Below are 11,741 nucleotides of genomic sequence, written 5' to 3'. Positions count from 1 at the left end.
CTTTTTTATCCGCGGGCCGCGCGCAGCATCGCCTGTACCAGCACCACCGGACGGCCTTCCAGCGCAGCACGCTCATGCTGGAATAAGGTGATCACAAAGAACGGGTGGGTAACCAGTTCCGCGGCACGAATTTCTCCCTGATCGTCCCAGCCTGTGACATGCATATCACCGCTCTCCAGCGCCTCGGCAAACGCCGGCGACACGCCATAATTACAGTGATACCCCTCTTCAATTTCCGGTTTGCCGTACGCCTTCGCAATCAGCGTATTATTACGCAGTTCAATGGCATCGGTTTTTTCCACCAGCGAGCAGGTGAGCGGCGCAATCACCATAGTGCCTTCGGTATCCGTCTCAGCATGTGCCGCATCGCTCCAGCCCAACACATTACGGGCATACTCGATCAACGCATGCTGGAACCCACCGCAGGTGCCCAGGAACGGAATGCCGTTTTCACGGGCGTAGCGCGCGGCGATAAAAGCGGCTTCCGTGTTTTTATAGGGGCTTGCAGGAACCAGCCAGATGGCATCGTAGCCCACCAGATCTTCCGGGCTGGTGAGCTCCGTGGTGGCAAGCCAGTCGTAATCGGCGGTGAGGTCAAGGACGGCAGCGGCATCGTCAATGGCCAGCGGGATCGCCTGATGCGCAATAACAGCGGGATTGTAGTCGCCAACCAGCGCAATGCGCAGCGTCGTTTTAACCGGGAGGTGTTCCATGAAAGGTTCCTTATGCCAGAGAATTATCAGATAACATAAGGAACCTCAGACTACCGATCTTTTGCAGTTATCACAATACCTTAAATTGGGAGGGTAGGATCATGATTCAATGCAAACGGGTATACGAACAGGCTAGCCCGGAGGACGGCTACCGGGTGCTGGTGGACCGACTGTGGCCGCGCGGGGTTAAAAAAACGGACCTCGCCTATGATGAATGGTGTAAAGCGCTCGCGCCGTCGAATGAATTACGCAAGGCCTTTCACAGCGAAACTCTTGATTTCGCGGCCTTCAGTCAGGCCTATCGGGAAGAGCTGGCGCAGCATGTGGACGACGGCATGCGTCTGGCGGCGCGGGCCAAAAAGCAGACCGTCACGCTGCTGTTTGCTGCCAAAAACACGGAACAAAATCACGCGCAGGTCTTAGCTGACTGGCTGCGCCATCTGTAATCAGCTGACGGTGAGTTCACCGAGAATCTGCGGTGCTTCATCCGGGTTGAGCGGCATCAGATGTTCGGCGCGAACAAACGCAAAGCCATGCTGATTGTCAAAGGCGTAGACATCACCCGTCACCAGCCAAAGTGCGCGATCTGCCGTGGCGGGTAATTGTGTCATTACGCCGTTAACCGGGTTAACGAAGCGCAGACCAGGCTGGCAAAGGCCAAATAACTCAACAGATTTACCAATATTGCGACGGCCTGACGCCGTGCGGGCACCCACGATCAACGCCATGCTGCCCGGTTTAAGCTGAAACATACTTCTCTCACGATAACGATGGCCAGAAACTGGCTAAGAATAATCCTAAAGAGAAGTGTATCGCAATCCCGGCCCCGCTGTCACCTGGCGGGTTGCGGGTGATCGCGACGGTAGAGATCCCATTCATCGATCACTTTACCATCGGGTAATTTGCACTCCGTGCGCACGCCCTGTGGGCTCTGGATCGGGATCTGCTCTCCCCCTTTTTCCAGACAGTAGACGGAAGCCGGGTTAGCCATCCCGATAGCATGCGGTGGCTGAGGGGCATCCGGCGGGGTGGTTTTTGTGGTGCAGGCCGCCAGCGGTAGCGCAAGGGCCAGAAGCAGAAATCTCATCTTATTGATCCTTTTGACATCATGACAGGCTAAGGGTAACGGGCCAGCGCCGCGTTCTCCATGATTTCTCCATTTTAACTGCACTTTTCCAGCCTATAGTGCGGAATGTTCTCGATATGACCAGAGAACATCATTCCGTAATCAAGATGTCTTTGCCCCGGTCCTCAACGCCGGGGCTTTTTTCGCCCTCTCCCCCAACCCGCGCATATATTAAATTTTTTATATTCATGTTTTACTATGGCTGAAGCCTAAAAATTCAGCATAACATGCAGATGCAGACGTCTTCTGCCTGGGAGTCATTCTACGTCATGTCGGATATTATCCTTGCCCGTGTTTCAGAAACCCTCGCCACTGAACAATCCCTTGAAAGCCTCGTTCGTCAGTTACTGGAGATGCTGGAGATCGTGACCGACATGGAGTCAACTTACCTCACTAAAGTGGATATCCAGGCCCGGCTGCAGCATATCCTCTACGCCCGCAACAGCAAGCAGATGACGATCCCCGAAGGGTTGAGCGTTCCCTGGGATGAAACGCTGTGCAAGCGCGCGCTGGATAGCGATACCCTGTTCAGTAACGACGTCCCCGAACGCTGGCCTGAATGTGAAGCGGCAAAAGCGCTTGGCATTACTACCTATATGAGCATCCCCGTCCATCTTGCCGATGGTTCATTGTACGGAACGCTCTGCGCCACCAGCACGGCGAAGAAACCCCTCAGCGAGCGCGGTGAGCAGGTGCTGAGATTATTCGCGGGTTTGATTGGCCAGTACATCCAGAAGGAGTCGCTGGTCACCCAGCTTCGCGAAGCCAACGCGGCCCTCATTGCGCACTCTTATACCGATGCCCTGACCGGTTTACCCAACCGTCGTGCCCTGTTTGAGGATCTGACCACCCTGTTTTCGCTGGCCCGGCACCTGAAGCGTAACGCCATCATCGCGTTTATCGATCTGGATGATTTCAAACTGATTAACGACCGTTATGGACACGAAGCCGGTGACCAGTTCCTGGTTGAAGTGGGCAAGCGTCTGACGGAAGGAAAGCAGCAGGACGACATCATTGGCCGGCTGGGTGGTGATGAGTTTCTGGTGGCGTCGCTGGGCCAGCCCCACAGTGAAGGCGATATCACGCAGGTCACTCTGCTCAAAACGCGTCTCAGCGCCTGTATTGCCGGTGAATACTGGCTGGGCAGCGTTCACATTATCTATCCGGGAGCCAGCCTCGGCGTTATCGAAATTGACCCAGGCGCAACCGATCCGGACAGCGCATTACGTGCCGCGGACGTCGCGATGTATCAGGATAAGAAAGGAAAAAGCAAAACACGCTTTCTCACTATGGATTAACCCCGTACACTCTACGGCGTTATAGAAACCGAAACAGGTGATGGTATGAGAATAGGGATCCTCTTCCCGGTCGTTATTTTTATAACGGCGGTGGTCTTTTTAGCATGGTTTTTTGTCGGCGGTTATGCGGCTCCAGGGGCATAAATGCGCAAAACAACCGTCATTATGCTGATCGTTGCCCTCGCGGCGTTTGCCGGCACGCAGCTTGGCTGGTGGTAAACCCGCAACGTAAAAAGGCCGCCATCTGGCAGCCTTTTTTAACGCTTACAGGGCTTAGCTTTTGATCTTTCTGTAGATAAACAGAACAACCAGTGCACCAATCACCGCGACGGCGAAACTACCGAAGTTAAAGCCATCGACCTTGCCAAACCCGAACAACGTACTGATCCAGCCGCCGACTACCGCGCCGACAATACCCAGTATTACGGTGACGATAAACCCACCGCCATCTTTGCCCGGCATGATCCACTTCGCCAGAATACCCGCAATAAGCCCAAAGATAATCCAGGATAAAATTCCCATAACGTTCCTCTCTGTATGGTTTTTGTCATTAAATCAACGACACAAAAAAGAATAGCACAGGATCTGAGAAAGGAAATTCGTGATAAGCATCACAACGAGAGAGTGCGTAATGATTAGCCAGCGAACAGGTCGCGCCACATGAAATGTAGGGTTGCATCTTTTGTTGAGAAAGATTATCTTTCTCAACACTGGATAGTTGAGAGAAATACTCAGGTATTCAGTACGACATTGCTCACATTGCTTCCAGTATTTCTTGCCCACTCCTGAGTGGGCTTTTTTTTTGCTCATAGCCCGACAAACGCATAACGATTACGTCCGGCGCGTTTTGCCTGGTAGAGCGCCTGGTCAGCGGCAATAATCAGGTTCTGCTGGCTGCCTGCGATGTCGACGGCGCGCGCGGTGGAAATCCCGACGCTGACCGTAACCCGCCTGAAGGGGCTAAAAGCATGATCGATTTGCAGGGAATAGACATTGCGAATAATGGTCTGCGCCAGACGAAGCGCCTCCTGAATATCCGTATCAGGTAATATCAGGGCGAACTCCTCTCCGCCATATCGCGCCACAGTCTGGCTATCACGGGTCAGGCTCTCACGAAGACTGTTACCCAGCAGTGCCAGGCACCGGTCCCCTTCCGGATGACCGTAGTTATCGTTGTATTTTTTAAAGTAGTCCACATCCACAAGGAGCATGGATATCGGCGCGTCATGGTCAGCACACCGCGCGATTTCCGAGAGGATCCTTTCATCAAAGATGCGGCGGTTGTACAGCCCGGTCAGCGCATCCTCAGAGGCGATAATTTTTAGCGCTTTGTTATCCCGCGCTTTTCGGGACAAGTCGGAATAGAGGAACCATGACGCAACGATGAGTATCGCCGCGAAAACGAAAATCAGTACCGCCAGCTGAATGGCCTGTTTGCGCCAGGGAGAGAGAGCTTCATCAATGCTGACGGCCACGGTGGTGACCAGCCCGTAGCGTTTGTTTTTCTCATAGGCATAAATGCGCTCGATTTTATCAAACCGCGAGATGGAGCTGGCTATCCCTGTATTTTGTACCTTGAGGTATTTCCTGAAGAGGGGTGAGTCAGAAACAATGGTGCCGATATAGGTATTTTTAAAAGGATAACGGACCAGTAGCACGCCAGATTGTGTCGTTAAGCCAATCACCCCCGAGTGACCGATATTAATCTGTCCGTACAGCGCGAGAAAATTCTCGATACCCAGCGTGACCACCACGACACCGTTAAAAGCCCCGGAGGGGGTTTCAAGGCGCCGACTGATGGTGATCACCCATTTACCATTGGTTCTGCTTACCACCGGCTCACCAATAAAAATCTGCTGATTTTTATTTTCCTTATGGTAGATAAAAAATTTTCTGTCCGAGCCTTTACGCGGCCCGGTAAAACTTTCGTGCAATGCGGTAAAGATATCGCCCTGTGCATTGTAAACAACCACATTATTAATCTGGGTAAGAAGATTATCCTGATCGTTTATCATCCGCTGAATATTGATCGCCTGTTGCGCGGTCATGCCATAAATTTCGATCATGTCGGAAACGGTAGTAATTAACATTTCACTCTGGCGCATGATCCCCTCGGTGTAGACATCAAGGGTATGGCTCAGGTTGGCGACGCTGGTATTAATTTGCTGGATTGACTGCTGTCTGGACGTGGCAATTTGGACGGCAAGCGACAACGAGATGATCAAGGAGACAATGATGACGGTAATGGTTGTTGTGTAAAAAGTATTTTTCACATGCACGAGCTATTCCACCTTATCACGCCTGACGTCCCTGGCTGACAACTCTTGTCACTGTAACAAAGCTCAGGATAAGAGGAAAATGAATTGCACTTAAGCATACAACAGAAGCTCGTCTTTATTTCTTTTTTCACCGCCTGGCGACCGCCTTATTCCAGGCGCACTGCAAAGGGCGAGGTTTTTACAGACTTACGGCCTCCCTGGGCTTAGATAAAATGACTTTAATAAAGTCTATATAGGAGACGGGTTTACCAAAATAATATCCCTGTAACAGGGTAATCTCATTACGGTTGAGATACTCCAGTTGCTCCTTCGTTTCTACACCTTCCGCCACAATACGCAATGAGAGTTTTTTCGCGAGATCAATAACACAGTCCAGCAGGATCGTGGAGTCCTTCTCCTCTGACACCCGGTTCACAAAACTCTTATCAATTTTAATGTAATCAATGGCAAGCGCATTAAGGCACGATAGCCCGGAATAGCCCGTACCAAAATCATCCAGGGCAATGACAAAACCGGCCTTATGCAGCAGATTGAGGTTTTCCACCAGGTGAGGATTATCGACCAGCGGCTCACGCTCGGTTACCTCGAGCACCAGTTTGACTTCTTTCCCCTGAAACCCTTTGCCGAACACGCGGCAATCGCCGATGAAAGAAGGAGCATCGATGTGCCTGGCGCTAATGTTTACCCCAATATGAAAGCCATCCGGCAGTTTCGACAACAGCGGCTTAAGCTGAGTAACCACTTTCGCCATTAACCCTTTGGTCAGCGGGATAATCAAACCGCTACGTTCAGCAATCGGGATAAAGACATCCGGCGGGATAAAGCCTGATTTCGGATGTTTCCATCGGGCCAGGACTTCCACACCGTACAATCCGCCGGTATCACCCTTCACGATGGGCTGATAATAGGGAACAATCTCCCCCTGCAAAATGGCCTTACGCAGATCGTCTTCAATGGAGGTGCTTTTTCCCTTGTAGCGGTGGATTAAAATGCCCACCGTCACGGAAAGCGCGAGAATGAGCAATATCAGACGCCATCCCTGTTGCAGGATCATGACGACGCGCTGATGCGGTTTTAACGCGGCCTCTGTTCCTGACACCCGTTGTCCGCTACGGGTACAGACCTGAGCCGCACTGACGGCTGTCGCGGTATGAATATTATTCTGTTTCGCCAACTGCCCGTTAACGATCACAATACCGCTCAGAAAGAGAAAAAGAGTACTGACAATAGCGATCGTTACGTTGCGCACGATGTTTTCCTTAATAGAAAAAACAAGCATGGATGTTTGAAGACAAGTCTGTGGCTAACCCGGCGAACCTTAATAGCAATGAAAAAAGCTTAGCTGAGATTTATCTTAAAAAACTGATGCTTTCGTATGAGTTCATCCGCCTGATAGCGCTCACAGGCTGCGACTGTCGGGCTTGTGCCTTGCCCTGGCTGTGTTAATATTTGAGCAATCAGGGAGTGGACAGGATCGCTGGAAAATGAAAAAAATGATTGCCGTTGCTATCGTTTCAACGCTTCTGGTCCTCCTCTCTCTTTATGCGGTCAATGCTGTTATCGTGGGTCAACAGAAGAGCAAACAGCGTGAAATATCCCATACCCTCTTACGTTATTCAGAAGATCTCTCCCAAAGCGTAGCGCTGGCTCTGAAAAGTATTACGACACAAGGGTGCGATAAATCCAGTCTCGATAGCTACAGACAAATAAAGCTGGATAGCCTCTATTTCGGTGATATCGGTTTTATTGAAAATGGAAAAATAGTCTGTACCGCGTTTTGGGGAAAACTTGCCACGCCCGTTGCGCTTCCTGCAGAACTGCATAAAACGCCGAGAGGCTTTCTGCTGGCGCAGTTTTCCAGAAAAGATTTTTTCACGGGCAATGCGGCAATTTATAACAATATTATTATTTTCACCTCCCGCTATGCTTACGATAAATTCACCCCGGTTACAGCAAGCTATTCGCTGAGCGCCACCACCAAAGACCTCGGCAGAACGTTTTTTACCACCGCCCCTGAGTTAACCCAGCAGAGCTGGCTGCATTCGACGTTGTTTACCCTGACCCTTACCCGGTGCAGCGCCTTCTGGGACCTGTGTGTTATTGTGACGCATCACGACGCAGGGCTGGCCTCGTTACCCCCGTTTATCTTTGCGCTTCTGGCTGTCATTTTATATTTTATCTGGGTCGCGATAACGCTATTTATCTTCCGTCTTTATGAAGATCGTTTTTCGCTGGAACGCACGCTGATTAAAGCCGTGTTAACGAACACCATCAGCGTTAACTATCAGCCGATTATTCGCATTCACGATCAAAAAATAGTGGGCGTAGAAGTGCTGTCGAGATGGCGCGATCAAAAACAGGGGGATGTTTCCCCGGAGCTTTTCATTCCATTAATTAAGAAGATCGGTCTCTATAAAAAATATTATTGTAACATTATCGAAAAATCGCTCTCTGAAATCGCTCCGCTGGCGATTAAACATCAGCTGATGGTCTCACTGAATGTTGGACGCAAGGAAATTGAAGATGGCCAGTTTATTCACGTTTTGCAGCGAGTCTGTTTGGCCAATCACCTTCCCCTCTCCCTGGTAAAGGTTGAGCTCTCTGAAAAAGCCGTTTCCAGCGCCGATATTCTCGAGGGATTTTGTCAGGAGCTTAAAGCGCTCGGCGTTAAAATATCAATCGATGATTTTGGCGTACAAAACTCCAACCTCGCCAGACTGTCGCTGCTCGAATATGATGAAATCAAAATCGATAAGTCGCTGGTTGATGGCATCAGCGAGCATTATAAGCAAAATATCTTTGTGATCTTTAGCGACGCGCTGGCAAAACTGAATAAAACCCTGGTATTTGAAGGGGTGGAAAATGAAATACAGTATCGCTTCATTGCTGACAGATATCCCGATGCGCTAATCCAGGGATGGTACTTTTCTAAATCACTCACCCGCAGTGAGCTGGCAAAGCGACTCACCGGCGTCGCCTATTCTGCGGAATAAATGACTGTGGTCCGATAGCGTGATGCCGAGCGGTCAGGCAAAGCATCAGCATAAGGGTGTTTGAGGCAGGTTATTCATTTCCCCACTGATTGAGGAAATTCGCAATATCATCAATACGGGTAGCGCGGATCCCGGCCTCTGCGGCCATCTCTTGCTGAGCGTCCTCGCTTATCTCCTCATTCTTTGCTAAACGGGTGAGCAGCAGCTGGAAATAATGTGCCAGCGCATCATGCTCAGACTCTGCGACCTGCTCTGCCGCTTCCGACGCGTATTCCTCGGCAATGTCATAATATTTCAGTGGGATAGTGTTGTTCATAATAGTCTCGTCGCTAACCAGTAAGGGTAAAGGCACCAGTATATCGGACACCTTCCCGCAACCAAAGCCTTGCTTCAGAGGAGTAACGCAAGCAGCGCTGCGAGCGCGGGCATGGCCTGCACATAAAGAATTTTTCGGCTGGCGGTGACTGCGCCGAATAGTCCGGCAATCAACACGCAGGCCAGGAAGAAGATCGCCACCGGAATACCTTTTTCGCCAAGCCAGAGGCTCCAGAGCAAACCCGCCGCCAGAAAACCGTTATACAGCCCCTGATTTGCGGCCAGCACGCGGGTGTCGCGCGCAAAGTCGGGACGCAGATTAAAGGCCTTATGACCGGTTTTGGTATTCCAAAGAAACATCTCCAGCACCAGAATATAGAGATGAATTAACGCAACAACCGTGATAAGGACGGTGGCTAACATCGTGTTGTCTCCCGCAGGCAGAGGCAAAAAAAACGGGAACCCTCAGGCTCCCGTTACAGGTTAACCCAGAATCTGGATTACATGTTCGCGATAATCGCGTCGCCAAACTCTGAGCATTTCAGGAGCTTAGCGCCTTCCATCAGACGTTCGAAATCGTACGTTACGGTTTTCGCGTTGATCGCGCCTTCCATCCCTTTAACGATCAGGTCTGCGGCTTCGAACCATTCCATATGACGCAGCATCATCTCTGCGGACAGGATGATCGAGCCTGGGTTCACTTTGTCCTGGCCTGCGTATTTTGGCGCAGTACCGTGGGTCGCTTCGAACAGGGCGCACTCGTCACCGATGTTCGCGCCAGGGGCGATACCGATACCGCCAACCTGAGCGGCCAGGGCGTCAGAGATGTAGTCACCGTTCAGGTTCATACAGGCGATCACGTCGTATTCCGCTGGACGCAGGAGGATCTGCTGCAGGAACGCATCGGCGATCACATCTTTAATGATGATCTCTTTGCCGGTGTTCGGGTTCTTGATTTTCTGCCATGGGCCGCCGTCGATCAGCTCGCCGCCGAACTCTTCTTTCGCCAACTGGTAGCCCCAGTCTTTGAACGCGCCTTCGGTGAACTTCATGATGTTGCCTTTGTGAACCAGGGTCACAGAGTCACGGTCGTTGGTGATCGCGTATTCAATGGCCGCACGCACCAGACGCTTGGTCCCTTCTTCGGAGCATGGCTTGATGCCGATACCGCAATGCTCAGGGAAGCGAATTTTCTTCACACCCATCTCTTCGCGCAGGAATTTAATCACTTTTTCTGCGTCTGCAGAGTCAGCTTTCCATTCGATACCGGCGTAGATGTCTTCTGAGTTTTCGCGGAAGATAACCATATCGGTCAGTTCTGGGTGCTTAACCGGGCTTGGGGTGCCCTGATAGTAACGAACCGGACGCAGACAGACGTACAGGTCCAGCTCCTGACGCAGTGCCACGTTCAGAGAACGGATACCGCCGCCGACTGGCGTCGTCAGTGGGCCTTTGATCGCAACGCGGTATTCGCGGATCAGGTCCAGCGTTTCAGCTGGCAGCCAGACGTCCTGGCCATAAACTTGAGTCGATTTCTCACCGGTGTAAATTTCCATCCAGGAAATTTTACGCTCGCCTTTGTAGGCTTTCTCAACAGCGGCATCAACCACCTTCAGCATTGCCGGGGTAACGTCTACACCGATACCGTCACCTTCGATGAACGGGATAATCGGATTGTGAGGAACGTTAATCTTGCCGTTTTGCAGGGTGATCTTTTTACCTTCCGCCGGAACAACTACTTTGCTTTCCATTAACCTCTCCTTCGAGCGCTTCTGGTTGTTACTGATCTTATGTTAATAAATTGTAATGAGCCCTTCGATAGTACCTGATTGTCCGACGCCATGAAAGGTCTTCGTTATTAGGCTATAATGCGGCAATTGATAACGCCTGAAAATACCATGAAGAAAACTTCTTTTACAAAACACCGGGTTGAGCGATTCAGCTCGCGACAAGCCGCCAGAAGACCGCAACAAACCCAGCCGAAGCGGGTGATTTTGTTCAATAAACCCTACGATGTTTTGCCGCAGTTTACCGACGAAGCCGGACGCAGCACGTTGAAGGACTACATTCCTGTTCAGGGGGTCTATGCGGCCGGTCGTCTGGACCGTGACAGCGAAGGCCTGCTGGTCTTAACCAACGACGGCGCGCTGCAGGCGAAGCTCACCCAGCCCGGGAAACGCACCGGAAAAATTTACTTCGTCCAGGTGGAAGGCGAGCCGGATGACGAGACGCTGGAAACATTACGCAAAGGCGTCACGCTGAACGATGGCCCCACCCTGCCCGCAGGTATTGAGCGCGTGAATGAACCGGCGTGGCTGTGGCCGCGCAACCCGCCTATCCGCGAACGCAAATCGATTCCGACCAGCTGGCTCAAAATCACCCTTTATGAAGGCCGCAACCGTCAGGTTCGGCGCATGACCGCACACGTTGGCTTTCCGACCCTGCGCCTGATCCGCTACGCCATGGGCAACTACACGCTGGAAACGCTCGCCAACGGTGAATGGCGGGACGTTACCTCTTAAGGAGTCACTATGTTTAAACCTCATGTCACGGTTGCCTGTGTGGTCCACGCCCAGGGGAAATTCCTTGTGGTGGAAGAGAGCATTAACGGCAAAGCGCTGTGGAATCAGCCTGCCGGACACCTTGAAGCCAATGAGACCCTGCTGCAGGCGGCGAAACGCGAGCTGTGGGAAGAGACCGGTATTCACGCTGAGCCCCAGCATTTCATCCGTATGCACCAGTGGATTGCTCCCGACAGCACCCCGTTCCTGCGTTTTTTGTTTGCCGTTGAGCTTAGCGAAACGTGCGCCACGGAACCGCAGGATGACGATATCGACCGCTGCCTGTGGGTCACCGCCGACGAGATCCTGAACGCGCCAAACCTGCGCTCGCCGCTGGTTGCGGAAAGCATTCGCTGCTGGCAATCTGCCGGTCGCTTACCGCTGGATGTCATCGGCGCATTTAACTGGCCGTTTACAGAGGGTGTCAATGGTGGGGGGGCGTGATAGAATACGCCG

General features: G+C 51.7%; 15 protein-coding genes. 6 read left to right on the top strand and 9 right to left on the bottom strand.

The window, feature by feature from the left end; translation table 11 throughout:
* Positions 1-5 precede the first annotated feature (5 nt).
* Positions 6-713: a CTP synthase gene (locus tag EKN83_RS10900; RefSeq protein ID WP_045284965.1), complete on the bottom strand. Its 708-nt coding sequence runs from the start codon at positions 711-713 to the stop codon at positions 6-8.
* Positions 714-814: 101 nt separating this feature from the next.
* On the opposite strand from EKN83_RS10900, the gene EKN83_RS10895 reads away from it, so the two are divergent.
* Entirely contained in the window at positions 815-1,159 is a 345-nt protein-coding gene (locus EKN83_RS10895; protein WP_025758197.1) for a DUF488 domain-containing protein, read from the top strand.
* On the opposite strand, the gene EKN83_RS10890 is transcribed toward EKN83_RS10895, so the two are convergent.
* Together EKN83_RS10890 and EKN83_RS10885 are read right to left on the bottom strand one after the other, a co-directional pair.
* A complete protein-coding gene (locus tag EKN83_RS10890; protein ID WP_025758196.1) occupies positions 1,160-1,465 on the bottom strand; it encodes a hypothetical protein in 306 nt (101 codons plus the stop codon).
* 80 nt (positions 1,466-1,545) lie between these two features.
* Positions 1,546-1,800 carry a DUF333 domain-containing protein gene (locus EKN83_RS10885; RefSeq protein ID WP_025758195.1) on the bottom strand — a complete coding sequence of 85 codons (255 nt, stop codon included), beginning with the start codon at positions 1,798-1,800 and terminating at the stop codon, positions 1,546-1,548.
* Between the two features lie 308 nt (positions 1,801-2,108).
* Here EKN83_RS10885 and EKN83_RS10880 point away from each other — a divergent pair, with 308 nt between their 5' ends.
* A complete protein-coding gene (locus tag EKN83_RS10880; RefSeq protein ID WP_045285018.1) occupies positions 2,109-3,137 on the top strand; it encodes a sensor domain-containing diguanylate cyclase in 1,029 nt (342 codons plus the stop codon).
* Between the two features lie 45 nt (positions 3,138-3,182).
* A complete protein-coding gene (locus EKN83_RS10875; RefSeq protein WP_014883431.1) occupies positions 3,183-3,281 on the top strand; it encodes a YoaK family small membrane protein in 99 nt (32 codons plus the stop codon).
* 129 nt (positions 3,282-3,410) lie between these two features.
* Here EKN83_RS10875 and EKN83_RS10870 read toward each other — a convergent pair whose 3' ends face one another.
* From EKN83_RS10870 to EKN83_RS10860, 3 genes are all read right to left on the bottom strand, one after another.
* The gene (locus tag EKN83_RS10870) at positions 3,411-3,659 is read right to left on the bottom strand and encodes a GlsB/YeaQ/YmgE family stress response membrane protein (RefSeq protein ID WP_008500746.1); all 249 of its coding nucleotides are present in this window, start codon (positions 3,657-3,659) and stop codon (positions 3,411-3,413) included.
* Positions 3,660-3,943: 284 nt separating this feature from the next.
* Positions 3,944-5,416, bottom strand: coding sequence for a sensor domain-containing diguanylate cyclase (locus EKN83_RS10865; RefSeq protein WP_126800904.1), 1,473 nt, complete (start codon positions 5,414-5,416; stop codon positions 3,944-3,946).
* 178 nt (positions 5,417-5,594) lie between these two features.
* On the bottom strand, positions 5,595-6,665 hold the full coding sequence (locus EKN83_RS10860) for a cyclic diguanylate phosphodiesterase (RefSeq protein ID WP_032672531.1): 1,071 nt from the start codon (positions 6,663-6,665) through the stop codon (positions 5,595-5,597).
* A gap of 235 nt (positions 6,666-6,900) precedes the next feature.
* On the opposite strand from EKN83_RS10860, the gene EKN83_RS10855 reads away from it, so the two are divergent.
* Positions 6,901-8,409, top strand: coding sequence for a cyclic diguanylate phosphodiesterase (locus tag EKN83_RS10855; protein WP_126800922.1), 1,509 nt, complete (start codon positions 6,901-6,903; stop codon positions 8,407-8,409).
* Positions 8,410-8,479: 70 nt separating this feature from the next.
* Here the strand turns inward: EKN83_RS10855 and EKN83_RS10850 are convergent, their stop codons facing one another.
* The 3 genes from EKN83_RS10850 to icd all read right to left on the bottom strand — a co-directional run bounded on the left by EKN83_RS10850 (position 8,480) and on the right by icd (position 10,475).
* The gene (locus EKN83_RS10850; protein WP_095449548.1) at positions 8,480-8,725 is read right to left on the bottom strand and encodes a DUF2543 family protein; all 246 of its coding nucleotides are present in this window, start codon (positions 8,723-8,725) and stop codon (positions 8,480-8,482) included.
* Between the two features lie 74 nt (positions 8,726-8,799).
* Positions 8,800-9,147 carry a DUF1304 domain-containing protein gene (locus EKN83_RS10845; protein WP_045284969.1) on the bottom strand — a complete coding sequence of 116 codons (348 nt, stop codon included), beginning with the start codon at positions 9,145-9,147 and terminating at the stop codon, positions 8,800-8,802.
* Positions 9,148-9,224: 77 nt separating this feature from the next.
* Positions 9,225-10,475, bottom strand: coding sequence for an NADP-dependent isocitrate dehydrogenase (gene icd, locus EKN83_RS10840; protein ID WP_025758185.1), 1,251 nt, complete (start codon positions 10,473-10,475; stop codon positions 9,225-9,227).
* Positions 10,476-10,592: 117 nt separating this feature from the next.
* Between icd and rluE the strand changes: the two genes are divergently transcribed.
* Both rluE and EKN83_RS10830 read left to right on the top strand, forming a co-directional pair.
* Complete coding sequence (rluE, locus tag EKN83_RS10835; RefSeq protein ID WP_045284970.1) at positions 10,593-11,246, top strand: 23S rRNA pseudouridine(2457) synthase RluE; 654 nt, start codon at positions 10,593-10,595, stop codon at positions 11,244-11,246.
* 9 nt (positions 11,247-11,255) lie between these two features.
* A complete protein-coding gene (locus tag EKN83_RS10830) occupies positions 11,256-11,729 on the top strand; it encodes an NUDIX hydrolase (protein ID WP_059385735.1) in 474 nt (157 codons plus the stop codon).
* The last annotated feature ends 12 nt before the right edge of the window (positions 11,730-11,741 follow it).

It is taken from the genome of Enterobacter sp. WCHEn090032 (genome assembly GCF_003986875.1).
Classification (GTDB): domain Bacteria; phylum Pseudomonadota; class Gammaproteobacteria; order Enterobacterales; family Enterobacteriaceae; genus Enterobacter; species Enterobacter sichuanensis.
The sequence above is the reverse complement of the archived record's forward strand: the minus strand, read 5'-3'. Positions and strand labels throughout refer to the sequence as shown.